A 25,264-nucleotide genomic window follows, 5' to 3' on the forward strand; every position below is an offset into this window, starting at 1 on the left:
TGTTAAATTTTAATGTTATTGATTTAAAGGCATTTATTTTAAGAAATTTCTTCCCACAAAGCCGAGATGTGTAAAATCGTCAAGACGGCTTTTTGCATATCTTGAATGGAAACCCATTCTTGTTTACCGTGGAACGCATGCCCTCCAGCAAATATATTAGGACAAGGTAATCCCATAAAGGATAGCCTAGAACCATCGGTACCACCGCGTATACTTCTCTTTTCTGCTTTCATTCCAGCGCGTTCTATCCCCATAAGGGCAATATCAACCACTCTTGGATGTTGATCTAGAATCTCTTTCATATTACGATATTGTTCACTTACTTTAAACGTGTAAGTTGCCGCAGGAAATTGATTCAATACGTTTTTTACAATAAGTTCTAGCTCTTGTTCATGTACTGCAAGTTGCTTTGTGTCATGATCACGAATAATAAATCCGATTTCTGCTTCTTCTACTGTCCCTTGAATATGGGTAGGATGTATAAATCCTTGTTTACCGGAAGTAGTTTCTGGAGATAGTCTATCCTTGGGTAATTGCGCTATGATAGTACTGGCTAATTTCAATGCATTTACCATTTTATTTTTAGCATATCCTGGATGTATGGATACTCCGTCGATATGGATATGTACTCCATCTGCCGAAAAGGTTTCATCTTCTAAGGTTCCAGCACGTTCACCATCCATGGTATAAGCATAGTGCGCAGCAAGTTTATCGAGATCTACATGGTCTACTCCTCGTCCTATTTCTTCATCTGGGGTGAACAGGATTTTTATAGTTCCGTGTTTTATTTCTGGCTTGCTCATTAATAGTCGTGCAGCATCCATAATTTCGGCAATTCCTGCTTTATCATCTGCTCCTAATAAGGTTTTTCCACTTGCTGTAATGACATCATTGCCGAACTGCTCCTTAAGGTCAGGATGTTCAGCCATTTTAATGATGATATTCGGATCGTCTGGTAATACGAGGTCTTCCCCTTGATAATTGTTATGGACAATAGGTTTTACAAAGGTTCCTGAGCTATCTGGTGACGTGTCTACATGGGAGCAAAAACAGATGACAGGGACTTCTTTATCGGTATTAGCGGGGATTGTAGCGTATACATAACCCAAATCATCTAGATGTGCATCTGTAATACCCATAGCAATCAACTCTTGGACTAGAATTCGACTGAGGTCTTTTTGCTTAGCGGTCGAAGGTACTGTATCGGAGGATGCATCAGATTGTGTGTCGATTTGTACATATCGGATAAAATTTTCAGCAACTTGAAAGTCCTTAATTTCATTAATTTCCATAGGTACAAAACTACTAATTATATTAAAGATTAGTTAAAAAAAGGCTGAGTAATATCATTTACTCAGCCTTTTGAATAATAATTTCTGCAGGTGATATTATTGCTTATCTGCCCATCCGAAAACCTTTTGTAGAATGCCGGAATTACGGGATCCTGCAAGATTTTGGCGGATTTTTATTTCTTGATCAGCGACTTTTACGAATAATCCATCAATGGCTTTTTGCGTAACATAGGCTGTTAAGTCAGTTTCAATTTTTTTACCTAGGGGTAATTTATTGTAGGCTAATGTTAATTGACTCCAATAGGTAGTCACATTGTTTCTACCCATTGCAGATTGAATGATAGGATTAAATTTGCTGGATAGTTCTTGGGATGTGGTTCTTTTGAAAAATGTGGTTGCCGCATCTTGTTGTCCACTTAATAAAATATTAAACGCATCGGTAACTGTCATTTTTGTTAGTGAATTAACAAAAACTGTTGAAGCTTCTTTGACTGCAGATTCAGCAGCTCTATTCATACTTGTAATAAATTGATCGCACAGCTTACCCATGCCTACAGCACGTAAAGCTGACTCAACTTTTTGTGCCTCCTGGGGCATCATGATCTTTACAACAGCGTCACCTAAAAATCCATCTTTCGTAGATAATGTTTGAATACTTTGTTGTAAACCATTGTTCAAGGCTTGTTTAATGCCTGAGGTTGCTTCTGCCTGAGAAATAGAGCCCGTACTTGTATTTCCTGTGCTACTTCCAGTACCTGAGTTAGGTAAGGAGATGCCAGCTTGGTGGAGGGTGTCGCAGCTACTTAACAGGCTGGCAAGCCCAGCAATACTCATTAAAGTAATATATTTCATGGCGTGTAATTTTAACAAAATTAAATATTTATGTGAGTCTAAAAACTATATCCTTCAGATATTACCAATTTATTTCTGCCATGACAGGGAAATGATCGGATAAATAATCGCCCATATGAGTGCTGGTTAATATCCCATACTTTTGTACTCGAAAATGCTTGCTCAGAAAGATATGGTCAATTCGGCTTTTTTCTTTGAAAGATTTTCCCCATCCTTGAAATGTTGAATTTGGTTCATAAACTATTTTTGCGAGTTGGTAACTGTCTTTGAGCATAGCGTTTTGCTTCAAGTAGTTGTAAGCATTGGATTGATCATCGAAATTGAAATCTCCGGTTAATATGATCGGCAAGTTCTTCCCAATTTCTTTGGCTTTGGCTAGGATCAATTTAACACTTTCCATTCGCGATACTTCTCCTAGATGGTCCAGGTGAGTATTCATGAATAAGAAGGTTTTTCCTTTTCTTAAATCTTTAAATATTCCCCAGGTACAGATTCTTGGATAGGCAGCATCCCATCCTTTATTGGCATGTTCTTGATCGGTGCCGGATAACCAAAACGTACCACTCTGTTGGAGCGTAAATAATTGTTGATTATAAACGATGGCAGAATGTTCACCTTGTTTACTTCCATCATCTCGGCTGACACCAACGAAGGAAAAGTTGGGGACTAAGGTGGAGATGTCTACTAACTGCTGATATTGTGCTTCTTGTACACCAAAAATTTCCCATTCATAATACTTTAAAAAGTCTATGATGGGTTGTTTTCTGTCTTCCCACAAATAACCAGCTGCTGCACGTACAGGAATATTAAATGTTCCAACGATCAGTTTTTCTTGAGCGATAAGGGAGGAATGAATGAAAAATAGAATAAGATAGGTAATGGTTTTCTTCATAAATGAGCGTAATATAAATCTGGAAAGAGTAGGCTTAGCAGTAAAAGCTGTTTAATTAAAAAATCTAAGGAGCTTATGCTCCTTAGATTTTTTAATGACAGTAATATTTAACAGTCTTATTTACCATTCCAATTCAGCAACTACTGGAAAGTGATCCGATGGAAATTTTCCCATATAGGTATCGGTAAGAATACCAAACTTATGAACTGTAAATGGTTTAGTGATGAAAATATGATCAATTCTGCCTTTTGGAGCGATGGATTTTCCCCAGCTATTAAATGAGGAGTTTGGCTCATAGACGATCTTCGCCAAATCATAGCTGTCTTTTACTATACCACTGTTTGCTAAGGTAAAATAAGCTTCATTCTTTTCGTCTATATTGAAATCTCCGGTCAGGATAAGAGGAAGATTTTTAGCGAGCTCTTTGGCCTTGGATAAAATGAGTTTTGCGCTTTCTTTGCGGGCTTCTTTTCCTATATGGTCAAAGTGCGTATTCATTAATATGAATTTTTTCCCACTGTGTTGGTCTTTAAATATACCCCAAGTACAAATTCTAGGTAATGCGGCATCCCATCCCTTATTGGGTTTTTCAGTATCTGTAGCAGATAACCAAAAGGTACCGTTTTCTAACATTTTAAACCGTTTGCTGTTAAAATAAATCGCTGAATATTCGCCTTTTTGTGCGCCATCATCACGCCCAACGCCGATGTATTGGTAATCTGGAAGATTGGCACTCATGTCATCTAATTGGACCTTAAAAGCTTCCTGTACACCAAAAATATCAAATTCGTGAAAACGAATTAAATCTGTTACAGCTTTCTTACGGTCATCCCATAAGTTGCCTTCATCGGCCTGCGTTTTCATCCGGATATTGAAGGTAGCGACAGTTAATTTTTTTTGAGCAAAGGAAATGCTGGTCAAACCTAATAATACCAAACTCAGGATTAGTTTTTTCATGTTACTTATTTAATACTTTAGTCAATAACTCGGTTTCGTCGGTCGTAATGTAGTCTACTTTTTCATGGATAAAAAACTTCATGTCTTCTTCACTGTTTACCGTCCAAACATTGGTTTTTAATTTTAAGTCTTTACATTCTTTAATCCAAGTAGGGTTTTTCTTGAAAATCGTAAAATGATAGTCTGGACCTGTTAATTTAGCTGTTTTAATTTCCGCAGGGGTTTTGTCGCCTGTTAAATAGAAGACTTTCGCTTTTTTATCTAATTCTCTGAATTTTAAACAAGCGTCCCAATCAAAAGCGATGTATTCTACCATTTTTTCTGCTTTCAATTTTTTCACTAATTCTATCGATTGCTTGACAGCTTCTAATGTTCTTTCTTTACTTATTCTGCTGGTTTTTAGTTCAAAAACCATTTTAGTGTGTTTTTGTTTTAGACCTTCTTTGATGAATTCTTCCGCTGTAGGGATGGATTCTCCATTGGGTAATTTCTTTGCTAGCAGTTCTTGATAGGTGGATTTTTCAACATCTAACCCATTAAAATCATGGTCATGGTTTAATACTAAAATATTGTCTTTGGTTAAATGTACATCGAATTCACTGCCATAAACTTTTTGAGAAATTGCTTCTTTGAATGAAGCTATGGAGTTTTGTGGATTATTCGATTGCTTCCAAGAACCACGGTGCGCAATGATAGATGTTTGCGCCATAGAGGCAGAGTGAAGTGCAATGGTCATCAAAGTAATTAGAATTAAATTTTTCATTTTTATTTTTTTGAAAGGTTTATTTAAGATAAATAATGTTGGCAACTTTTCGTTGTCCTTCATGATCGAACTTTTTATTATCAGATGGGTAATTGACAATATCATTAGCACTTTCACCCTTAATATATAAGGTGCTGCTTCCCCCGCCATCTAGGTTCATGGCCTCTTGGGCACCTATCCAATGGAGAACTTTTGCCAGTTCATCCAATGACATGCCATTCGCTAGGCTATTTCTGCCATCAACGACAATTAAGATTAGCTTATTGTTTTTTGTGATTCCAAGTGCTGTTCTCGGGTGTCTATTGCTATTGAAAGGGTTTGAACTCAATGGGATACGTTTGCCTTCACTTAGCAATAGTGGTCCAGAAAGCATCACATCATGAGCTGGAGAGTTTTCAGTATTCTCTTTATTTGCAGAGGAAATTTGTACTTTGTTTTTCTGAATGCTGAATACGGCATTGGCTCTTGAGGAAGGCGCGTTAGTTTCATTTATTACCGTACCACCTACTTTAATAAAATCAACAGAACCTCCATTTTTCATATCAAAAAAACCACCATTAATGGCAACAAGAGCATCATTTTCAGCAGCAAAGGTGGCGGTTGTTTTTAGTTGTTTAGCGTCTGCTGCAATAAAGACTTTCTTTTTGTTTTTTTTGAGATCAATCTCTACCCAATTTATTTCTTGTACAGCATTAAATAAATTATCAAAATGCCCTTGATTCCATACGACACCTTTACGGATAGTCTTTTTATTCCATTTATTGGTGACGATTTGTAAGGAATCAGCATCTTGTGCATGTGCACTTGGTAAATTTATCCACGTACAAAGAACGAGGATAAGGTTTAAGGTTAAGGTATATCTTCGAAGCATACTTTTTATACAACTTTAACGAAGTTACCCAATTTATATTAACAAATTATTAAACTTACCTCTCGCCTTGCCATTCGGCATAAAATTGTTGCAGAAAATCCTCCATATAACGATGCCTTTCGGTAGCAATCGCTTTCGCAGAACTTGTATTCATTTTGTCTGTTAATAATAACAGTTTCTCGTAAAAGTGATTGATGGTTGGTGCAACGCTGTTTTTGTAGGTTTCCTTATCCTGATTTAATGCCGGAGGAATGTTTGGATTATAGATCTCTCTGTTTTTAAATCCACCATAATTAAAAGCACGAGCAATGCCTATAGCACCAATAGCATCTAAACGATCTGCATCCTGAACAATAGCTAATTCTTTGGAATGAAAATCCAATTGTCCTAAAGAAGCTTTATAGGACATGTTTCGGATGATTTGTTGTACATGAAGGATGGTGTTTTGATCCACATTCAGGCTAGTTAAGAATTCACCAGCTATCCTTGGACCAATTTCTTCATCACCATCATGAAATTTACTATCAGCGATATCGTGGAGTAGGGCCGTTAATTCACAGACTAAAGGATCTGCATCTTCTGTTTTCAGAATTAACTTGCAATTGTTCCATACTCTGACGATATGCCACCAATCATGACCAGATTCCGCATCTTTCAACTGGTCTTGAACGAATGCTGCTGTTTTATCAATAATTTCTTGCTTATTTATCTTTAGATCCTTCATATAATTCATATTGTAATAATCTACAATCTAATTTACCATTGAAAAATTCAAATCTTCTAGAAGCTCTTAAGCCTATTTTTTTCGCTAATTCAGGATTTCCAGTAAATATATATCCTCGATAACCTTTACAATCGGTCTTCAGGAAATCACCAATTCTGGCATAAGTCATTTCTAATTTGCTATGTACCCCTAGGCGTTCACCATATTCTGGGTTAAACATTATAACTCCTGGTTCTTCAGGAATCGTTGTTTTTGCAAAATCAGCAACTTCAAATTCTATTAAGTGCTCTACTCCAGCCGTTCTAGCGTTCAGTTTCGCGATCTCGATAGCATCTTCCGAAATATCAGAAGCTATGATTGCTGGTAAATTTGTTTTATCCGTGATATCTTTTAAAATTCTACGTTCATTAAAGAAAGCTTCCTCATCATAGCCAATGAAATGCATGAACGAATAATTCATACGTTGTAATCCTGGTTTACGATTTTGCGCCATTAATGCAGCTTCAATCGCTAATGTACCAGACCCACACATGGGATTCACAAATGGAGATTTTCCGTCCCATTGCGTAGCCATAATAGTGGAAGTCGCTAATGCCTCTAACATTGGTGCTTTTCCGGGATGCTTGCGATAACCATGTTTTGCTAATGTTTCACCAGAGGTATCAAGAAAAATTTCCGCACGTTCATCCATCCAATGCAAATGAATAACTGCACGGTTTAAGTCAGGACCTGAGTTTGGTCTTAAGCCTTTCCTTTCTTTGATGCGATCTACAATCGCATCTTTAACCTTTACATTCGCAAAGAGTGGGGTCGTAATAGTTTCATTATGCACATTGGATGTTACCGTAAAATAACCATCAATGGCAATTAAATCTTCCCAAGCTATACCTAATAATTGTTTATAAAGATCGTTTGCATTACTAGCTTTAAAGGATTTGAGTTCATATAAAACCTGACTAGCGGTTCGAAGGTTTAGATTTAACTTGATGCATTCATTTACAGATGCATACAATTCTACTCCAGTATTGAAGCTACGTTTTATTTCATATCCTAATTCGCGAACTTCTTGTTCAAGAAAAGGAGACAAGCGTCTATTGCAGGTGATGATTACCTTGCTTTGTTTGTTGAAAACTTCTGCCATATTTCTGCAAAGTTACTTAATCTCTTAGCAAAAAATGTTTAATTTTACGCTTTAATAGTTAAGATATGGAAATTAGAGGAAAAGTACATGAAGTAGGTGCAACTCAACAAGTAACGGAGTCTTTCAAAAAGAGAGATTTAATTGTTGCCTATGCAGAAAATCCACAATTCGTAGAATATATTCGTTTTGAGTCTACACAAGACCGTGTAAATATATTTGACAACCTTGCCATTGGCGATGATATCGAAGTGTCATTTAATCTTCGTGGACGCCCTTGGACCAATAAAGATGGTTTGACTACTTATTTCAATTCGTTAGTAGCATGGCGAGTGACTAAATTAGCAAATACGGCTGCTGCAGCTCCAACTCCTGGCTTTGCAGATATGCCTCCAGTTGATATTTCTGCATCATCAGCTGATGATGACGATTTACCTTTCTAATTAAAGGATAATATAAAAAAAGCTGTTTTACAAGAAAACAGCTTTTTTTATGCCCTTTGTTGAATATGCTTTATAATTTATTAAGCTTTTTATCATATAATCCGATCAAAAGACTATTGCCATGCTGATCTATTTTTATTCCACCAAATGCTGCTTCAGCAAAGTGATCTGCCTTACCTTCTTGAAAGAAGTATGATTCAGCGCCAATATTTAAGCGAAATTTATCAGGTCGAGTGTAGGCGATTAAATGTTCCTCATTCTTCAATGGTAATTTTTCCTTCTGGAAGCGAACCAACTGTGCAATTCCTTCCGCATTCATTTTAACCACACAATATCCTCTACTGGATAAACTATCGACAACGATATCATTGCTTAATTCATACCTTAAATCCATAAAGTCACCCTGCATTAAGGATCTTGGATCTACTGGTGCGAGTTTTAAGTAAATGGTTTGTCCATGCTTAAGAATTTCTTCTTTTTTGAATACAGAATAGTTGAAATAGGTAAGTAGGATAATGAGATTTATTCCGATGATAATTAAACTAGATTTTTTCATTTTCAATCTTTTTAGGGGTTAAAAAATGCTGAATGATAAAAAACAATATGCCAGAACAGAACAGCATGATGGATTTGGCTAATAAAGTTAAGTCCAGGTCGTAATAATATTTACCGAGGAAAAACAGGAAGACAACAATACTCATTATCAGCGTAGTTTTATCGGAATATTTATACCCTAATAGCATCAATAAAATACCTCCAGTAATGCCAGGAGCATATACACTACATGCTAAACCTAATCCTAATAAAACAATAAATAACCATTTTTTGGTTCCTGTAAAGAATTTGAATTCCTCAATTATATTGTTTGTTATATAAAGAATAGCACCCCATTGAACAATACTTAATAGGATTTGAAATGGGAAGCCTTCACCCAAAAGTGATCTTTCTTTATAATTATACAAGAGGAATATGTAAAAAACGACCATTGCTAACCTAATGGGGTATAAAATTCTATTTGAAAAAGTATTATAGCTTAACAATTTGGCTTCTTTTCCATAAGTGAATAGAATAAGGGCAAGTAAAATTATATAGTGAAAGGTGTATATGATGAAATGAATTCGTGCTGCATTCTCCCCCAAATGAATATTTCCAGGACCAGAGTAGAAATACTCGTAAAATAACTGAAAAGATAAATTAAAAAATATAGCCGAAAGAAAAGTTAACAAAAAACCTTGCGAGTAAATTAGAACAACAAGGCAAATAACCATAATGATTATTTGCGAGCTATTATATGGAAGTCCGATCGTATTTAAGCCGGTGTTCAAAAAATAAAATCCAATGATATAACAGCTAACGGAGAAACTACTCAATACTATTTTTTCAGATTTGTAATTAAGCCAAATGGTCAGAATAATGGCAAATACACCTATACTTAATAAATGAATAGAGCTATCCAATAAATCAAATAAATAGACAAACACGAAAAAAGATAAGCTGGCAAGAATACCGCCTAATATGGAAATAAATTTGATGATAAATGGTTGATCATGTTGTTTTAAAGAATATTCCGCTTTAAAATTTTCTACATCTAAATTTAAATCCTCCACTTTAGATTTTTCTAAAACTTCTAAAATGGGGCTGAAGTTATATGGATTGTTCATGAGTGTTTTTAATAAATTTTGAAATAAAACGAATGAGGAGAATGGTGCTAATGCTGATAAAAGCTGTAATTAGTAATAACATAGACCATTCATCTGAAATTTTAAATAATAAATTACTTCCTATGACGATTAGGCTAAAAGGAACAAGTGCTAAAAAGAAGCTTCGCTTAAATTTAAAACCATACCAAAATAAGAGGGAGTAAATGATAATCGCTGAGCCTATCAAAAAGCTAAGGCCATTATTCTCAAAGACAAAAATCCCATAGGCTATTCCAAATGTTGAAAAAGAAAATGCAGCTAAACTGAGTATTTGTATAAAATAAAGGGGGATTTTTGAGCTCTTTTTAAAATCATTTAAATAGATACAAATAAATACAGGTAAAATATTAATTAAAAATAATAAGCTCAATACTGAAGGAAGATTCCAATCTCGCATTACCTGATCACGGAAAAGGAAAATGCTGATGTTAATTAATGCAAAATATAAAATCCATGTTGGGCTAAATGAGGAGCTGAACACCCAAAGACTGACCAAAATTGTCCAAGCTAGAAAGAAATCATAAGCATTGGCTCCCGTTTGGTAAATCTGACCAAATACGGCGAATAATACGCCTACTAACACAGAACACAAGAGAAGGGCTATTTTTTTGTATAATGCAGGGATTTTGGGAAGGAATATAAACCCTACGCCTCCTAGAAGAAGCAGTTGAATAATGCCTAGTTTGCTGAATTTGTGCATATAATCCCAATTGAATGCAAAGAAGAAAACGATTCCCAATATCATAAATCCTAAAGCAAGAATTAAACTGCTTAATTGTAGCGTTTTAATCCATGAATTTCTGTCTGGATAACAATAGGATTTTAATAATACTCCCAAATCTGATGCATTAATATTGCTATGTTTTGCTAAGATTCTAAAATCTTTATTCCTAATTTTTTTCATCTTTTTAAAGGCTAAGGTATGAAAGTAATAAAAACCCCACAGCCCAGGAGTATTTCCTAAGACTGCAGGGCAACCGCTAAGTTATTTATCTTCTAGATCAAATAACTTAGCGTCTCTCGTATTCTTTTGCACGGCAATGGCAGCAAAAAGACTAAGCGTAAATGACATTGCGTAAAAACCTTTTTCACTTAATAATAAGTCTGCATTCCATAGCCCTATAGTCATTAATACGATGGAAGCTATAATGGCAAACCAACTCAAGCCATAATACATTTCTGTTACGGGTAATCCTTCTGCTTTATCTCTAACCGATTTCTGAACTGAGATCACGGAGAATAATCCGAAAAGTAATAAGGTGAAATAATATCCTTTTTCATTCAGCATCATATCCGCATTCCACAAGCCTATGCAATAAGCTACTGTTCCAATTAGTAGCGCAAACCAAGACGCTCCAATGAAAGCGGAGGTAGGTTTTAAGGGTTGTTTAATCGGTTCATGATGTTTTACAACTAAGTTTGATTCTTCGTTTGTGTTATTTAGCGGTTCCATATTTTTTGTTTTTAGTGTTAAAATATGATTCAAATGTCTAAGATAATTGCTGGCCTCACAAGCTAATTTTTCGTATAAACTGATGATATATTTTGTAATAAATGATATATTTATCAAAATATTACCCCTATGGATCAGCTTAAATTATTGATAGGAACCTTAGATGAAAATGATATTATTGACTTAAAATCCTTTTTGAACAAGAAAAACAAGCGTTTGGACGTAAAGAATATCAAGCTGTTGGATATCTTAAAAACTGACGATATAAATAAACAAAAAAAGCTTTTTTCTAACGATAAAAATTTAGATGCATACCATGCTTTGAGAAAGCGTCTGAGCGAAAACATCCTGTTGTTTATTTCACAGAAGGCTTTTGAAAGCAGTCAAAATGATACCTATGAAATATTGAGGTATTTACTAATGAGCCATTTTCTATTTGAAAACAATTTGGAAAAGTTAGCTATAAAATCCATAGCTCGAGCAGAAAAGTTGGCTTTAAAACTGGAGCAGTACAGCTTGCTAAATGAGCTGTTACTCACGAAGCTGCAATACGCACATTTGTATCCGCAAATGGACTTAGATCAATTGACCGAGCAGTTTCAGATTAATCTAAATAATTTGCAGCGGGAAGCCAAGATGAATTTAGCCTATGCATTTATTCGTAAGCATATCAATGAAATTAATTTGCAAGGGAAGATTATCAATCTGACGGATTTAATAGGCAATACCATTCAGAAATTCAAAATAGCTACGGTAGATTTTATGAATTATAAATCCCTGTATCAAATATTATTTATAGCTAATGAATTTGCTGCCATTTATCAAAATTATAATCTAATAGCGCCCTATGTGCGTAAAACGTATCGATATATACAAGCCAATAGCAGTAATAAAGAAGCACATACCTATCAACATCTTTATATCCTTTATTACATCGCAAACTTTTTATTTCGCAGTAAAGACTTTGCACAGAGTCAAAAGTACTTGTTGGAAATGCAGGGTGTATTGGCAAACAACAACAGTTATTTGCCACAGTTTCAGCAAAAACACCAACTTATTTGGGGTTTAAATCAGTATTTCACAGGGAATCGAGAGGGAGCTATTGAAACCATCAAACATGCGCTTACTTTAAAGAGTAGCCGTAATAATCCGCAGGAGATCGACGATTTGACGCTTAGTCTAGTGTTGTTTTATGCGCAGAATAACGAGAGCAAGGCCTTACATTTTCTTTCCAAACTTTCACATACGGATGTATGGTATGAAAAGAAATATGGAATGCTTTGGATTATTCGGAAAAATTTAATGCAAATACTTGTCTACCTTCAGTTCGAACAAATTGATTTATCCTTATCTCGAATCAAATCGTTTAAGAGGCGGTACCAATCTTATTTAAATAGCATAAAAGAGTTTAGGGTTTTGCAATTTCTGAAGATTATCGAAAAATACATTCAGCAACCTAAAATGATTCATGATAAGAGGAATCAAGAGGAAGTATTGGCCCTGTTACAAATGGAAGAGAATAAAGACATATTTAATATTAGTTTTATCGCGTGGTTTATCGCTATTTGGAGGAAGGAAACTTCTTATCAAATAACACTGGAATTGATTTCAGAAATTCAGAATGAAAATTTACCTGTTAAATAATCAACTGTACGAATGTTAAACTAAATAATAATGATACAAGAGTAATTTAAATCATCTATTTGTCATGGATATTTTTTCACCGACAAAAAGACCCCTATCACAGGCTATTAAACGCTAATTACCTAATATTAATTTACAGAATTAGCATTGGAATTAGAATTGCTGTATTTTTATAAAAAATAATTAATTTTAAAGAATGGGTTGGGCAACAAAGAAAAGTAAACCTTGGGAAATAAGGCAGTTGATATGGACATTTTTATCCATTGTATTGGTTTTACCATTGCCTATACATGTACATCCCCTGGTGATGATGAAACAAGCCAGTCAATCTAAAGTACGCTCTTGGATGCTGACGGCTTGGACACTACTATTAGTTGAATTAGGTCTATTGGTTTCCTTTGTTATATTCTTTGGTACCTTGAGTCAGGGCATGTTATTGACCTTGGCAGGATCTGTCTTATCTTATATTGTGGGGAATAGTTTGCTGCTTAATCAAGCTAAGCCTTATTTAAGACGATTAGAATTGAAAGAGCATCGCGAATTATATTGGATTTCCTCACCAAATTCTCAAAAGCAGATAGAAATTTCAGCTCCCAGTATAGATACACCACAGTATTTTGTGGAACGACTATTACATTGGAGAAAGGAAATTGAAAATCCTAAAATTCAAAAAGATATAGATAAGATTTTAAGGTTATTCCAATTGCTAGAGAAAAAAGATGCTCGGGAAGCGGAAAAATTTTTAATGCGACATTCTACCATTGTCAATGTATTGATGCAATACGATGAATTGGAAAATGCTAAATTAAATAATCAAGTAACCTTTGAATCTCAACGGAAATTAGAAACGGTGATCCAACAAGCGGCAATAGCGGTAGAAGAGGAAGTGACCAATCAATTCAAAATGGGAATGTTGGATGTTTCTGCAGAAACAGATGTGTACATTCAGACCTTAAAAAGTAGAAACCTATTAAAAGATTAATGATATTATGGCAAATTTAGATTTGACAAATTTGGAGGATAATCAACCTGCTAAAACTCCAGCAGACGTACAAGTAAATTTTACAGCGGAAGAAAAAGCGTTAATCCAACAATATAAAGAGAAGATTAATTTGACGTCTACCATGGATATCATCCAGTTTGGAGTAGGAAGTCAAAGTAATGTAAGTAACTTTTCCAATGAAATATTGAAACAGGTGCGGACTAAAGATATGGGTGGAGCCGAAGATATACTTGTAAATCTACGTTCAGAAATCCGTGAATTTGACGAAAAAGTTAACAAAAAGCCTTTAATACCTTTCTTTGATACGATAAAAAAGAAGATCGGTAGAATGCGAACAGAGTATTCCTCAGTAGAGAAGAATATCCATAGTATTGAAGTGAAGTTAGAAGGTCATTACAAAAGTTTAGCGAAAGATGTTAATATTTTTGATAAGCTATTTGTTCAGAATCAACAATATTTTAAAGATCTATCCTTACACATTCAAGCTGGCGAAGAAAAGCTTCAAGAGGTATCACAGATCACGCTTCCCGCATTGCGAGAAGAGGCCGAAAAGACAGGAGATCAACATAAGATTCAAGAATATAAAGATCTTGAACAACATGTCGTTCGTTTTGAAAGAAAGATACATGATCTTAAGTTGACCAGAATGGTGGTATTGCAAACTGCTCCCCAGATCAGAATGATTCAGAGCAATAGCAGTTCATTAATGGAAAAAATTCAATCTTCTATCGTGAATACGCTGCCATTATGGAAAAACCAAATGGTCTTAACGCTAGGTATTGCACATGCGCAATCTGCATTGGAGGCTCAACGTGCAGTGACAGACGCGACCAATGAATTGCTGAAAAAGAATTCTGAAATGCTGAAGGAATCGACCATCAATGTCGCTAAAGAAACAGAACGTGGTATTATCGATATGGATACCATTAAAAAGGCGAATACCGATATTATTACCACCATTGAAGAAGTATTGCGAATTCAGAAAGATGGACGTGAAAAACGTAAAGTAGCTGAACAAGAATTATTGCAAGCAGAAACGGATTTAAAATCACATATTTTAAAAACTTCTGACGACACAAAACTCATTAATTAAACCCCTTAAAGCAAACAGCTAAAAGAAATAAAATATGCAAGAGGTTGTTTATGTAAGGAAGGACTAATTACAGTTCCCAACGTTTTTTAGGGACACAAACGATGTCTTTAGTTTTTCTAAGGATGATAGGTCTAGCATCAAATCTGTTTTCTAGAACTACAGAGTCCTTTCCTATATAAGCAACCTTAAATCTTGGTGCGTATTGTCCAGTTTTGTAGCAACCTGATATTTTCTGCTTCCCATTCTCTCGAGTATAAACACCATCCACTATAATACTATCCCCACGTAGGGCGTATACAGCTTTGGCATACTCCATCCAGTTTCCATCTCCATAACAAGAATCAGGAATGGATTGGGTTTTACTATGCACTTTCATGCTGGCGTATATCGAATCACAAGTCACTTTAAATTCATGGATTGTATATCCAATCATTTGATCTTGATTTGCAATGCTATCTTGAACCCAAACACCCTGAAAGAATTCCGCTCCATGGTCTTGCATATCAGAATGTCGCTTGCAATTGTAAAAGGTAAAAAGTACACCCAGCAATGCTGCAAGGTGTACTTTTTTTAGATTAAAATGTTTTTTATTGATCTTCACTTTATTTCTTTAAACTGCCAACCATATCCTCAGGCTTAACCCATTCCTCAAATTCCTCTGCAGTAACATATCCTAAAGCGATAGCGGTTTCTTTTAAAGTTGAATTGTTTTTATGTGCTGTCTGTGCAATTTCTGCTGCTTTATAATACCCAATTTTTGTATTAAGTGCAGTGACAAGCATTAAAGAATTATCAACTAGTTCTTTGATACGTGTATAGTTTGGTTCGATACCACGAGCACAATGTTCTTCAAACGATACACAAGCATCACCTAATAAGCGCGCAGACTGTAAAAAGTTTGCAGCCATCATTGGTTTGAACACGTTCAATTCGTAATGTCCTTGCGTTCCGCCGATCGTTATCGCAACATCATTACCCATCACTTGCGCAGCAACCATAGTCAAAGCTTCACATTGTGTAGGGTTTACTTTACCAGGCATTATTGAAGATCCTGGCTCATTCTCAGGAATGATGATTTCTCCAATTCCTGAACGTGGACCTGAAGCTAACATGCGAATGTCATTCGCGATTTTATTTAAGGCTACAGCCAATTGTTTCAATGCACCATGTGTTTCCACAATGGCATCATGTGCTGCTAGAGCTTCAAATTTATTTTCTGCAGTAATGAATGGATGACCTGTGAATTCAGCGATGTATTTTGCCACAACCACATCATAGCCTGTTGGTGTATTTAAGCCAGTACCAACCGCTGTTCCTCCCAACGCAAGTTCCGATAAATGGCTTAGTGTATTTTTAACCGCTTTTATACCGTGGTTTAATTGTGCTACGTAACCTGATAATTCCTGACCTAAGGTCAAAGGAGTCGCATCCATCAAATGTGTTCTACCGATTTTTACCACATTCATGAACTCTTCCGATTTTCTCTTCAATGTATCACGCAATTGTTCAACACCAGGAATTGTGATTTCCATCACTGCTTTATAGGCCGCAATATGCATACCTGTAGGGTATGTGTCATTGGAAGATTGTGATTTGTTCACGTCATCATTTGCTTTTAATACGGTATCACCCTCGCCAATTTTTCCTCCAGCCAATACTTGCGCACGGTTTGCAACAACTTCATTGACATTCATGTTCGATTGTGTGCCTGAACCTGTTTGCCAAATTACCAATGGGAATTCATCATTCAATTTCCCAGCTAAGATTTCATCACATACGGCAGCGATAGCATCCCTTTTTTCAACAGAAAGAACGCCTAATTCATGATTCGCATAAGCCGCTGCTTTCTTTAAGTAGGCAAATCCTTCAATAATTTCTTCTGGCATAGAACCAGATGGACCAATTTTAAAATTATTGCGAGAACGTTCCGTTTGTGCACCCCAGTACTTGTCTGCAGGTACTTGAACTTCCCCCATCGTATCTTTTTCTATTCTGAATGACATAAATAACAAATTTTGATAGGCAAATTTACGTAAAATATGATAATTAAGCTAAAATTAGACAGTTGTATCTTCGAAAGTTCATTAATTCAAGCGACGTTGAACATGTTCTTCAATATGATAATACAATTGTTCAGGCTTTAGTGTTCTCCAGGATAGGTGATTTAGGTATTCACCAAAATTAATATAATAGTCGATATGATTAGCCGTAAATTCTGTGAGGACATGTTCACGAAAATTTATTCCAGCAATCCAACCCTCCTCGATATCTTGAAACCATTCTTCATAATAGGAATCATCCGAAGAATGAAAATTTAAAATATTTTCCCCTATTAAAATAAACTTAGTAATTCCTTCACCAATCATCAGGTCTATCAACTCTCGTTTTAGGATCATGATGTCGTTGTATATGGCATCGTTCCATTCGCCAATGAGTTCGATGATGCTATATCCCTTGTCATAATCAACAAATAATACTTTGAGATAAAGGGTCAAAGAGCCAATCTGATCCCATTGTGGATGTAGAAGAAAATTATAGATCTGTTTATCGTATTCAAATTCACTGTAAACAGTTCCATAGAAGGGACTACGCTCATCCTCAGCGGCGCTATAGTAGTCTATCCAATTATAAAAAGGTTCAATTTCATGCATTATAACGTAAATTTATTGAAAAATGAGTAGAATGTATAGCAATTCCGTATTTTGGACTGGGAATTGTTGGTAACTATTTGTTTTAAAATTCTTTTAAACAATTTGTTAAGTGCTTATTTTTGCACTCCAGGTCATTCATGCAAAAAGAGAGAAAAAGGAATATTTTTGTGGCAGCTACATATGCTGGAACATTGTTATTAGGTTTAATCCTAGGTCAGAATTATTCCGATCAACAAGGATTTAATTCTGGGGGCTCTCTTGTACCTATCGGATTGTCAGACAATTCCTATAAAATCCAACAAGTTGTTGACCTTATTTCCTCTCGATATGTCGATAGTATCAATATTGATTCGGCCCAAAATGGCGCGATCAATCACTTAATCTCCCATCTAGATCCATACTCTGCATTTTTGATGCCCAATGAATCACAAGCCCAGTCTGAAATCTTGGAAGGTACCTTTGAAGGTATTGGTATGGAGTATTTCAATCTCAATGATACCTTGATGGTGGTCGGGGTAATAAGCAATGGTCCTGCAGATAAGGGTGGATTTAAAGTAGGGGATAAAATCATACGAATAGGCAATAAGAAAATCTCAGGAGCTTTAGTTTCTAAAGAAGAAGTTGAGAAACTGATGCGTGGTAAACGAGGAACTACAGTTGAGATCGCTGTAGAACGAGAATACGATCAGGAACCCATCCTTTTGAAAGCCGTTAGAGATCAAATTAATGTCAGTTCATTGGATGTCGCTTACATGTTAAAACCTAGCGTAGGTTTTATTCGAATCCGAAGATTTGGTATTAAAACTGCCGAAGAATTTAAAGATGCTATTATTGATTTAAGAAAACAGGGCGCTAGAAATTTAGTGTTAGATTTAAGGGATAATGGTGGAGGGTATTTTCATATTGCCATTAAAATGGCGAGTGAATTTTTTGAAGATAAACGCTTGTTAGTCTATACCGAAGGGGCGCATGAATTACGCAAGGATTATCATTCCTTTGCATCTGGAAATTATACCCAAGGAAAATTAATTGTATTGGTGAATGAGCGTACGGCTTCTGCATCTGAAGTAGTCGCTGGAGCAGTGCAAGATTGGGATAGAGGACTTATCATTGGTAGAAGGACCTATGGAAAGGCCACCGTCCAAGAATTATTTAACTTTGCCGATGGATCTACCATCAACCTGAGTATTGCGCGGTATTATACGCCATTGGGGCGAAGTATTCAACGAAAGTATAGTCCAAACTGGTCCAATATGAAAGACTATGTTACGATGTATAATGGACTTTGGAATTTAGACACCACTTATCATCATCATGAATCCTATCAAACAGGCTTGGGAAAGAAACTGTATGGAGGAGGTGGAATTGTTCCGGATATCAGCGTAGAAATTGACTCCAATCAAATTAGTTTAATCTATCAAGAATTAGTAAAATCGAGTTTAATCGAACAGTTTGTATATTCCAGGTTTGCTAAGAAATTACCCGCATATTCCATCGAAAATTTTCTTCAAGGCTATACGTTACCGGATGCAGAATATGAAAGTTTTATCGAATTTTTGACTAGTCAAGGGTTAAACATTCCTTTTAAAAAGCAAGAGGATTTGCACGATTTGATTCAAAGTGATATTGAAGCCTTGTTGGGAAGATATTATTTTGGTAGAGAAGCGTATTTTAAGGTCAAGAATCGATACGATCAATTTGTTAATCAAGCCCTGACGGAACTGCAAATAGTTCCGAATCCATCCTAAACTGACCTTAATTCGATAAGGTTAAATCAGCATATACTGGATAATGATCTGATAATTTATTGTGAATAACTTGGTAGTTATTTACATTAAAGGTTTTATCACAAAACACATAATCTATTTGTAAGATCGGCAGCATTTCAAAATGTGTGACCCCCCAACCATTTCCTTTCTCTTGAAAGGTATTGTACATATTTTTGCTAATCAGGTTGACACTATACGACATTGGGGTGTCATTAAAATCACCCATTACGATTTTGGGATATGGGGTCGCCTCCATATGGTTGGCTAAGGATTGCGCCTGATTGCTTCTTTGTTCAAATGCTCCTTTTAATTTTCTTCCCACACGTTTAGATTTAATTTCCTCGTCCCCTTCATTTTTTCTAGGATTCTGAATGAATTCCTTGTCTTCATTTTGTAATCCGAAGGAGCGTAAATGCACATTATAAACGCGAATGGTATCTTGTTCTTTCACGATATCCACATATATGACCCGATTTATACCATATTCATTCTTGGTAATAAGTCCTGAATTGATAATTGGAAATTTGGAGAATATGATTTGTCCGTAGGCATTGTAATCATTTTGTTCCGAGGGGGCAAAATAATATCCTTCAAACTTTGCTTTGGTCTTCACAGATTCACTGAACTTTTTCTTCCCACGAATGGTACTGCTAAATTCTTGAACACACAGTATGTCCGGATTCGCGGAATTAATAATATCTACAAATTCATCTTTAGCAGATTTATCTATTTTTTCTACAGGCTTAAGCATGTGTACATTATAGGTCATTACCCGAAGGCTTGAGTCTGAGGGTGAAGTACTGCTATTAAAGGTGATGTGCTTCGTTAGTAAGTTCCAGCCGGATAGAATGCCAAGTAAAGAAAATAAGGCATATTTAGGTTTACGCAATAACCAATAACCTATAAAGCCAAGGTTAATGAGCAAGATAGGTAAATAGGCTAGTCCTAAAAAGGAAATAATCCAGAAGGATTTAGGATTGATAAAGGAAGCAGAATAGCTTAATAGAAGAACCAAAACGGCAAGCATGTTTGCTAACATGATGGTCTTACTAAAGAAACCCAAATTCTTCTTGTTGATGAACATTATTCTTTTCCTTCTCTACTTACTTTAAATAGTATTTCTTTTTCCCGTGAAGATAGACTTTCGTAACCATTTTGGGAAATTTTATCTAATATTTCATCGATGACTTCCTGGTTAGGTAAATCAGCTTGATGACTTTTATACGATGGGGATTTTGCAGTTTTATGTATGATACGTAAATTGTTTCTCTTGCTTTTTTTGAAAAATAGACTCAGGTCATTGCCCGATTGCAATTGCTTCATAAATAATATTCCCCAGCCTATACTTATCATAAAGCAAATTGCTGTTGCTTGGTTTGAAATAACATAGTACATCAATTGTAAGCCAAAAAATACCAAGGCTATATAGATAAATTTAACCCGCCCAAATAGCAATAGCGAGACTTCCATTTTGGGTAGTAATATGGTTAATGAAGCTACCAGCGCTGCTAATCCTAAAACATTAGTGAATAAATAGGGTTGAGGGCCTTGCCTAAGGAAGTCAAATTCTCCTAGTCCTAGAAAAGCGAAACCTCCAATGAAAAATGCACTAAAATAAATAGTTAGAAATTGTCTTTTATTTAAAAAATTTAAAAAGCTATTTCCAATCCAGTAAAGCCAAAGGCAATCAAATATAATTTTGAATAATCCATCGTATACGAATGGGAATGTAAATAAGGACCAGGGCTGTTTAATGAATTGCCCAAATGTACTAGGTAAGGTTAAATTGCTAATAAACCAATCATACAAGGGGAAATTGATCACATTTAAATCCACCAACAAGTCAGCAATATGGATAATAATAAATAATCCAATTTGAATCGACAGGATATAAGGAATTGGTGAACCCGTATTATAGGTGGTTCGGAAGAATTCCTGCAGTCCATTTTCCCTTTTCATTTTCATTGATTAATAAAAATTTGTTCGCCTTATTTTCCAGACTTTAAGTAAAATATAGCCAAATAGTGCTCCACCTACATGGGCAAGGTGTGCAATAGATGATCCACTGTTGGAGAACCCTAAGAATATTTCAATGACAATCAAAACAGGAATGAAATACTTAGCTTTTACGGGCACAGGGAAAAATATCAGCATCATTTCCATGTTAGGAAACAAATACGCAAAGGCTAGTAATAAGCCATAGATAGCTCCAGATGCACCTACCAAAGGCGTCTTGTAAATGTCCTCTAGATAATTAATATTTGTAATCTGCGGCAATGAACTGTTTAAATCTCCGTATTCATGGATTGGTCTTATAGACCCAGATAATTGATAAACTTCAATTGCTTGAACTCCAAATTGTAGTACCAATGCTCCTAGTCCACAGATGAGGTAAAAATTTAAAAAGCGCTTAGATCCTAAAACTCGCTCGATAATAGCACCAAACATCACTAAGGCAAACATGTTAAAAAAGATATGCCAAAGGTCTCCATGCATAAACATATACGTGATGACTTGCCAAGTCTTGAATAAGGGAGAATCTGGGTAAAAAACGGCAAAATTACTGATGAAAAAAGACTCAAATAATGAGGTACCAATAAAAACAATAATATTGATAATGAGTAAGTTTTTTACAACAGGGGGAAGGTTTCCTAAGATATTATTCATTGTTAATTTTGATGTTAAACATTTTTACCGAATCGTTCTGCAAGTTCTTGTAAAGTATATGTAATAATTACTGGTTTTCCATTCAAAGAAATATTAGGAGATTCACAAGCAAATAAGCGATCTATCAAATCGGCCATTCCTTCGTTTTCCAATTTTGTTCCAGCTTTGATTGCGGCATTTTTAGCCAAGCTTTTAGCTAGCTTTTCGCGCTTACTCAGTCGGAGGTCACTTTGGTTTTTAAAATCTTCCAATAATTTTTCAATGATCTGGCTTTCATTGATGTTTTCTAAGTCAGCGGGAATTCCATCTACAATATACGTAGATTTCCCAAAAGGCCTCAACTGAAATCCTAAAGAAATTATTTCAGGTAGCATTTCTTCCACTAAAGCGAAATCTGAACCATTCAATTCTATCGTTTGTGGAAATAGACTTTGCTGACTTACGCCCTGATGTTGCATTAATTGTTGCTGAAATTGCTCAAAAAGAATGCGTTCATGCGCTGCTTGTTGGTCTATTAGCATAAATCCAGAATGGATTTGAGAAACGATGTATCGGTTATGCAATTGAAAGAATTGCTTTTTTGGTTGATCCGAAGGTTGAATGATGGATACATCCTGAAGTTCATCTCTAGAATGTAAATGAAGTTGCTCATTTTCCAATGATTCAGTCACCTGATAAAGACTGTCCCAATTTTGAGGGATGCTCGATTTTCGTTCTAATTGCTCCGGATAGGTATAGCTTCGGTTGTTTTTAGGTTTTGTCCCATCATCAAACGGATTAAAGTTCGGATTAAAACTGATGGTCGGGATTTGAATTTCATCCAATGGTTTGGGTGTAATCAAGGTGTCAAAACCAGTTTCTTGTTCAAAATCTAAAGTCGGGGCAATATTAAACCGACCGATACTTCGTTTTATCGCCGAGCGTAAAATTGCATAAATGGATTTTTCATCCTCGTATTTTATCTCGGTTTTTGTCGGATGAACGTTGATGTCTATTTTAGCAGGATCTATATCGATAAATAACACATACAGTGGAAAAGTTTCTGCAGACAAGATATCCTCATATGCATTCATTACCGCATGGTTTAAATAGGGATCTTTAATAAACCTGTTATTGACAAAAAAGAATTGCTCACCACGGGTTTTTTTAGCAAATTCAGGTTTTCCTATAAACCCTTTGATATTTATTATCGTTGTGGTTTCTTCTACCGGAACTAACCGTTGGTTATAATTATTTCCAAAAAGATGAACGATGCGTTGTTTTAATGTTTCTTTTGGTAAATGAAAGATTTCATTACCATCACTATGCAGGGAAAAGAAGATTTGAGGATGGGCTAAAGTTATCCGCTGAAACTCATCCAAGATATGTTTTAATTCTACGGAATTACTTTTTAGAAAATTCCGCCGAGCAGGAATGTTGTAGAATAAATTTTTAACAGCGATGCTTGTCCCGGAAGGCACTTGATCTGGATATTGTTGAATGACCTCCGAACCTTCGATTTCGATAACCGTTCCTAATTCATCTTCCACTCGCTTTGTCCTCAATTCAACATGAGCAATCGCTGCGATGGATGCCATAGCCTCTCCACGAAAACCCATCGTACGGATAGCAAAAAGGTCTTCCGCTTTTCGGATTTTTGATGTTGCGTGCCGCTCAAAACACAGCCTCGCATCGGTCACACTCATGCCACAACCATTATCAATAATTTGAATTAATGATTTCCCAGCGTCTTTAATAATAAGTTTTATATGATCTGCCCCCGCATCTATAGCGTTTTCCATAAGTTCTTTGACAGCAGATGCTGGTCTTTGAACTACTTCACCCGCTGCTATTTGATTTGCAACTGAATCGGGAAGCAACTGAATAATATCCGACATAATCTACAAAGGTACAAATTTGCCTGTAATCGATTGGAAAATCTCCTGAACTCTTTCTCATTTCTTTTACTGGATTATACCTGGATGAGTAAACGAGCAAACAGGGCAATTGTTTGCATGCTATACCCGCTTTCAGTAAAAAAAGATGCCAGCATTTCGTGGCTGGCATCTTGTCGCTTAATTCGCTAATATAGCATCGATGATGCTTAAAGCTTCATCTATTTCTTCTGTAGTGACAGTGAGGTGCGGTCGGAAACGAATGCTTCGCTCTCCGCAGCCTAAAATGACCAAGCGTTTTTCTAAGGCTTGTTGCACAAATTCATCTCGTTCTTCAGGACTGGAGAAATCAAATGCACATAACAATCCACGTCCGCGTACATTATGTATTTGGGTATGTTTCTCGGATAAATCTTGCAATTTGGCTAAAAGATGATCTCCAAGTGTTGCGGCCTTTTCTACCAATTGCTCTTGCTCTATAACTTCAAGAATCAATTTGAATCGCATCATATCTACCAAATTACCGCCAAATGTAGAATTGATTCGGCTGGATTCTTGGAAAACATGCTGCTGCACACGGTCAAATTTCTTACGATTTGCTAACATTCCACAAACCTGGGTCTTTTTTCCAAAGGCTAACAAATCAGGAATAATATCAAAATGCTCATAACACCACATTTTACCAGTCATGGCAATGCCGGTTTGAACCTCGTCCATGATTAATAAGATATCGTGTTCATCACAAATAGCTCTCAATTTTTGGAAAAAATCTTTTCTAAAATGGTTGTCACCACCTTCCGCTTGAATCGGTTCTAATATCAGGCAAGCGATGTCATGCGGATGCTGAGCAATGGCGAACTCAATTTCTCGAATAGCTTGTTCTTCCAACGTAATGGTTTCAGCAATCGAATCTTCAGACAATGGAAAGGTCAATTTGGGATTGGTAATCCTTGGCCAATTAAATTTTGGAAAATACATGTATTTTCTAGGATCCTTCGTATTGGTTAAGGACAGGGTATAACCTGTTCTTCCATGAAATGCCTGCTTAAAATGGATCACTTGGCTAGCTTCTTGCTCAATTCCATTCATATGGTTTAATCGAGTTTTCCAATCGAATGCTGCTTTCAGTGCATTTTCAACTGCCAATCCGCCTCCATCAATAAAAAAGCAATAGCTCAGCTCGGCAGGAATCGCAACACGCTCAAAAGTATCTAAAAAATCAGCATAGGAGTTGGTGTAAATGTCTGAAAGAGCCAGTTTGTTGATTGCCACTTTCGTTAAGTCTTCTGCGTGATTTACGATATATGGGTGGTTATAACCAATTGGGGAGGAGGCAAACATGCTGAATAAATCCAGGTACTGTTTCCCTTCAGTATCCACAATGTAAGAACCATGCGATTTTTCTAAATCGATCACCATCGGCAGCCCATCTGCCAATATGTGTTTTGCTAATCGTTGATGTATCTCGTTCATTTTGC

25 protein-coding genes are annotated in these 25,264 nt (G+C 35.9%); 5 read left to right on the plus strand and 20 right to left on the minus strand.

Annotation, left to right across the window (positions count from 1 at the left end; genetic code table 11):
* Positions 1-38: 38 nt before the first annotated feature.
* The 8 genes from pepT to ACFRAE_RS07600 all read right to left on the minus strand — a co-directional run bounded on the left by pepT (position 39) and on the right by ACFRAE_RS07600 (position 7,492).
* On the minus strand, positions 39-1,292 hold the full coding sequence (pepT, locus tag ACFRAE_RS07565) for a peptidase T (RefSeq protein ID WP_422796531.1): 1,254 nt from the start codon (positions 1,290-1,292) through the stop codon (positions 39-41).
* A 96-nt stretch (positions 1,293-1,388) separates the two neighbouring features.
* Positions 1,389-2,144 carry a DUF4197 domain-containing protein gene (locus tag ACFRAE_RS07570; protein ID WP_422796532.1) on the minus strand — a complete coding sequence of 252 codons (756 nt, stop codon included), beginning with the start codon at positions 2,142-2,144 and terminating at the stop codon, positions 1,389-1,391.
* Positions 2,145-2,205: 61 nt separating this feature from the next.
* Positions 2,206-3,036, minus strand: coding sequence for an endonuclease/exonuclease/phosphatase family protein (locus tag ACFRAE_RS07575; protein ID WP_422796533.1), 831 nt, complete (start codon positions 3,034-3,036; stop codon positions 2,206-2,208).
* A 120-nt stretch (positions 3,037-3,156) separates the two neighbouring features.
* Entirely contained in the window at positions 3,157-3,993 is an 837-nt protein-coding gene (locus ACFRAE_RS07580; RefSeq protein ID WP_422796534.1) for an endonuclease/exonuclease/phosphatase family protein, read from the minus strand.
* A 1-nt stretch (position 3,994) separates the two neighbouring features.
* On the minus strand, positions 3,995-4,756 hold the full coding sequence (locus ACFRAE_RS07585; RefSeq protein WP_422796535.1) for a glycerophosphodiester phosphodiesterase: 762 nt from the start codon (positions 4,754-4,756) through the stop codon (positions 3,995-3,997).
* Between the two features lie 19 nt (positions 4,757-4,775).
* A complete protein-coding gene (locus ACFRAE_RS07590; protein WP_422796536.1) occupies positions 4,776-5,627 on the minus strand; it encodes a phosphodiester glycosidase family protein in 852 nt (283 codons plus the stop codon).
* A 55-nt stretch (positions 5,628-5,682) separates the two neighbouring features.
* Positions 5,683-6,351 (minus strand): HD domain-containing protein, encoded by a 669-nt coding sequence (locus ACFRAE_RS07595; RefSeq protein ID WP_422796537.1) that lies wholly within the window; start codon positions 6,349-6,351, stop codon positions 5,683-5,685.
* Positions 6,329-7,492: a THUMP domain-containing class I SAM-dependent RNA methyltransferase gene (locus tag ACFRAE_RS07600; protein WP_422796538.1), complete on the minus strand. Its 1,164-nt coding sequence runs from the start codon at positions 7,490-7,492 to the stop codon at positions 6,329-6,331. The genes ACFRAE_RS07595 and ACFRAE_RS07600 overlap by 23 nt, the downstream gene beginning before the upstream one ends.
* Positions 7,493-7,557: 65 nt before the next feature.
* Between ACFRAE_RS07600 and ACFRAE_RS07605 the strand changes: the two genes are divergently transcribed.
* Entirely contained in the window at positions 7,558-7,932 is a 375-nt protein-coding gene (locus ACFRAE_RS07605; RefSeq protein WP_422796539.1) for a DUF3127 domain-containing protein, read from the plus strand.
* Positions 7,933-8,002: 70 nt separating this feature from the next.
* On the opposite strand, the gene ACFRAE_RS07610 is transcribed toward ACFRAE_RS07605, so the two are convergent.
* The 4 genes from ACFRAE_RS07610 to yiaA form a co-directional block, all read right to left on the minus strand.
* Positions 8,003-8,488, minus strand: coding sequence for a GDYXXLXY domain-containing protein (locus ACFRAE_RS07610; protein ID WP_422796540.1), 486 nt, complete (start codon positions 8,486-8,488; stop codon positions 8,003-8,005).
* On the minus strand, positions 8,475-9,593 hold the full coding sequence (locus tag ACFRAE_RS07615) for a DUF4401 domain-containing protein (RefSeq protein WP_422796541.1): 1,119 nt from the start codon (positions 9,591-9,593) through the stop codon (positions 8,475-8,477). The genes ACFRAE_RS07610 and ACFRAE_RS07615 overlap by 14 nt, the downstream gene beginning before the upstream one ends.
* The gene (locus ACFRAE_RS07620) at positions 9,577-10,536 is read right to left on the minus strand and encodes a DUF2157 domain-containing protein (RefSeq protein WP_422796542.1); all 960 of its coding nucleotides are present in this window, start codon (positions 10,534-10,536) and stop codon (positions 9,577-9,579) included. The genes ACFRAE_RS07615 and ACFRAE_RS07620 overlap by 17 nt, the downstream gene beginning before the upstream one ends.
* A gap of 81 nt (positions 10,537-10,617) precedes the next feature.
* The gene (gene yiaA, locus ACFRAE_RS07625) at positions 10,618-11,085 is read right to left on the minus strand and encodes an inner membrane protein YiaA (RefSeq protein WP_422796543.1); all 468 of its coding nucleotides are present in this window, start codon (positions 11,083-11,085) and stop codon (positions 10,618-10,620) included.
* 129 nt (positions 11,086-11,214) lie between these two features.
* On the opposite strand from yiaA, the gene ACFRAE_RS07630 reads away from it, so the two are divergent.
* The 3 genes from ACFRAE_RS07630 (at position 11,215) to ACFRAE_RS07640 (ending at position 14,825) form a co-directional block, all read left to right on the plus strand.
* Positions 11,215-12,729 (plus strand): hypothetical protein, encoded by a 1,515-nt coding sequence (locus ACFRAE_RS07630; protein WP_422796544.1) that lies wholly within the window; start codon positions 11,215-11,217, stop codon positions 12,727-12,729.
* Between the two features lie 196 nt (positions 12,730-12,925).
* On the plus strand, positions 12,926-13,711 hold the full coding sequence (locus tag ACFRAE_RS07635; RefSeq protein WP_422796545.1) for a hypothetical protein: 786 nt from the start codon (positions 12,926-12,928) through the stop codon (positions 13,709-13,711).
* Between the two features lie 7 nt (positions 13,712-13,718).
* Positions 13,719-14,825 (plus strand): toxic anion resistance protein, encoded by a 1,107-nt coding sequence (locus tag ACFRAE_RS07640; RefSeq protein ID WP_422796546.1) that lies wholly within the window; start codon positions 13,719-13,721, stop codon positions 14,823-14,825.
* A gap of 67 nt (positions 14,826-14,892) precedes the next feature.
* Here ACFRAE_RS07640 and ACFRAE_RS07645 read toward each other — a convergent pair whose 3' ends face one another.
* The 3 genes from ACFRAE_RS07645 to ACFRAE_RS07655 form a co-directional block, all read right to left on the minus strand.
* Positions 14,893-15,426 carry a fumarate hydratase gene (locus ACFRAE_RS07645; RefSeq protein ID WP_422796547.1) on the minus strand — a complete coding sequence of 178 codons (534 nt, stop codon included), beginning with the start codon at positions 15,424-15,426 and terminating at the stop codon, positions 14,893-14,895.
* A 1-nt stretch (position 15,427) separates the two neighbouring features.
* On the minus strand, positions 15,428-16,828 hold the full coding sequence (gene fumC, locus ACFRAE_RS07650) for a class II fumarate hydratase (RefSeq protein WP_422796548.1): 1,401 nt from the start codon (positions 16,826-16,828) through the stop codon (positions 15,428-15,430).
* Positions 16,829-16,909: 81 nt separating this feature from the next.
* Complete coding sequence (locus tag ACFRAE_RS07655; protein WP_422796549.1) at positions 16,910-17,476, minus strand: hypothetical protein; 567 nt, start codon at positions 17,474-17,476, stop codon at positions 16,910-16,912.
* A 137-nt stretch (positions 17,477-17,613) separates the two neighbouring features.
* Between ACFRAE_RS07655 and ACFRAE_RS07660 the strand changes: the two genes are divergently transcribed.
* Positions 17,614-19,224 carry a S41 family peptidase gene (locus ACFRAE_RS07660; RefSeq protein ID WP_422796550.1) on the plus strand — a complete coding sequence of 537 codons (1,611 nt, stop codon included), beginning with the start codon at positions 17,614-17,616 and terminating at the stop codon, positions 19,222-19,224.
* A 7-nt stretch (positions 19,225-19,231) separates the two neighbouring features.
* Here the strand turns inward: ACFRAE_RS07660 and ACFRAE_RS07665 are convergent, their stop codons facing one another.
* The 5 genes from ACFRAE_RS07665 to lat all read right to left on the minus strand — a co-directional run bounded on the left by ACFRAE_RS07665 (position 19,232) and on the right by lat (position 25,259).
* Positions 19,232-20,329 carry an endonuclease/exonuclease/phosphatase family protein gene (locus ACFRAE_RS07665; RefSeq protein ID WP_422796551.1) on the minus strand — a complete coding sequence of 366 codons (1,098 nt, stop codon included), beginning with the start codon at positions 20,327-20,329 and terminating at the stop codon, positions 19,232-19,234.
* A complete protein-coding gene (locus ACFRAE_RS07670) occupies positions 20,329-21,204 on the minus strand; it encodes a rhomboid family intramembrane serine protease (RefSeq protein ID WP_422796552.1) in 876 nt (291 codons plus the stop codon). The genes ACFRAE_RS07665 and ACFRAE_RS07670 overlap by 1 nt, the downstream gene beginning before the upstream one ends.
* 9 nt (positions 21,205-21,213) lie before the next feature.
* Positions 21,214-21,912: a rhomboid family intramembrane serine protease gene (locus tag ACFRAE_RS07675; RefSeq protein ID WP_422796553.1), complete on the minus strand. Its 699-nt coding sequence runs from the start codon at positions 21,910-21,912 to the stop codon at positions 21,214-21,216.
* A 14-nt stretch (positions 21,913-21,926) separates the two neighbouring features.
* Positions 21,927-23,789, minus strand: coding sequence for a DNA mismatch repair endonuclease MutL (gene mutL / locus ACFRAE_RS07680; protein ID WP_422796554.1), 1,863 nt, complete (start codon positions 23,787-23,789; stop codon positions 21,927-21,929).
* 177 nt (positions 23,790-23,966) lie between these two features.
* On the minus strand, positions 23,967-25,259 hold the full coding sequence (gene lat / locus ACFRAE_RS07685; protein ID WP_422796555.1) for an L-lysine 6-transaminase: 1,293 nt from the start codon (positions 25,257-25,259) through the stop codon (positions 23,967-23,969).
* Positions 25,260-25,264 lie beyond the last annotated feature (5 nt).

Source organism: Sphingobacterium sp. HJSM2_6 (assembly GCF_049316305.1).
Lineage (GTDB): Bacteria > Bacteroidota > Bacteroidia > Sphingobacteriales > Sphingobacteriaceae > Sphingobacterium.

Coding starts and splice junctions, on each gene's coding strand:
- pepT (WP_422796531.1), bottom strand. CDS start 1,292: ATGGAAATTAATGAAATTAAGGACTTTCAAGTTGCTGAAAATTTTATC.
- ACFRAE_RS07570 (WP_422796532.1), bottom strand. CDS start 2,144: ATGAAATATATTACTTTAATGAGTATTGCTGGGCTTGCCAGCCTGTTA.
- ACFRAE_RS07575 (WP_422796533.1), bottom strand. CDS start 3,036: ATGAAGAAAACCATTACCTATCTTATTCTATTTTTCATTCATTCCTCC.
- ACFRAE_RS07580 (WP_422796534.1), bottom strand. CDS start 3,993: ATGAAAAAACTAATCCTGAGTTTGGTATTATTAGGTTTGACCAGCATT.
- ACFRAE_RS07585 (WP_422796535.1), bottom strand. CDS start 4,756: ATGAAAAATTTAATTCTAATTACTTTGATGACCATTGCACTTCACTCT.
- ACFRAE_RS07590 (WP_422796536.1), bottom strand. CDS start 5,627: ATGCTTCGAAGATATACCTTAACCTTAAACCTTATCCTCGTTCTTTGT.
- ACFRAE_RS07595 (WP_422796537.1), bottom strand. CDS start 6,351: ATGAAGGATCTAAAGATAAATAAGCAAGAAATTATTGATAAAACAGCA.
- ACFRAE_RS07600 (WP_422796538.1), bottom strand. CDS start 7,492: ATGGCAGAAGTTTTCAACAAACAAAGCAAGGTAATCATCACCTGCAAT.
- ACFRAE_RS07605 (WP_422796539.1), top strand. CDS start 7,558: ATGGAAATTAGAGGAAAAGTACATGAAGTAGGTGCAACTCAACAAGTA.
- ACFRAE_RS07610 (WP_422796540.1), bottom strand. CDS start 8,488: ATGAAAAAATCTAGTTTAATTATCATCGGAATAAATCTCATTATCCTA.
- ACFRAE_RS07615 (WP_422796541.1), bottom strand. CDS start 9,593: ATGAACAATCCATATAACTTCAGCCCCATTTTAGAAGTTTTAGAAAAA.
- ACFRAE_RS07620 (WP_422796542.1), bottom strand. CDS start 10,536: ATGAAAAAAATTAGGAATAAAGATTTTAGAATCTTAGCAAAACATAGC.
- yiaA (WP_422796543.1), bottom strand. CDS start 11,085: ATGGAACCGCTAAATAACACAAACGAAGAATCAAACTTAGTTGTAAAA.
- ACFRAE_RS07630 (WP_422796544.1), top strand. CDS start 11,215: ATGGATCAGCTTAAATTATTGATAGGAACCTTAGATGAAAATGATATT.
- ACFRAE_RS07635 (WP_422796545.1), top strand. CDS start 12,926: ATGGGTTGGGCAACAAAGAAAAGTAAACCTTGGGAAATAAGGCAGTTG.
- ACFRAE_RS07640 (WP_422796546.1), top strand. CDS start 13,719: ATGGCAAATTTAGATTTGACAAATTTGGAGGATAATCAACCTGCTAAA.
- fumC (WP_422796548.1), bottom strand. CDS start 16,828: ATGTCATTCAGAATAGAAAAAGATACGATGGGGGAAGTTCAAGTACCT.
- ACFRAE_RS07655 (WP_422796549.1), bottom strand. CDS start 17,476: ATGCATGAAATTGAACCTTTTTATAATTGGATAGACTACTATAGCGCC.
- ACFRAE_RS07660 (WP_422796550.1), top strand. CDS start 17,614: ATGCAAAAAGAGAGAAAAAGGAATATTTTTGTGGCAGCTACATATGCT.
- ACFRAE_RS07665 (WP_422796551.1), bottom strand. CDS start 20,329: ATGTTCATCAACAAGAAGAATTTGGGTTTCTTTAGTAAGACCATCATG.
- ACFRAE_RS07670 (WP_422796552.1), bottom strand. CDS start 21,204: ATGAAAAGGGAAAATGGACTGCAGGAATTCTTCCGAACCACCTATAAT.
- ACFRAE_RS07675 (WP_422796553.1), bottom strand. CDS start 21,912: ATGAATAATATCTTAGGAAACCTTCCCCCTGTTGTAAAAAACTTACTC.
- mutL (WP_422796554.1), bottom strand. CDS start 23,789: ATGTCGGATATTATTCAGTTGCTTCCCGATTCAGTTGCAAATCAAATA.
- lat (WP_422796555.1), bottom strand. CDS start 25,259: ATGAACGAGATACATCAACGATTAGCAAAACACATATTGGCAGATGGG.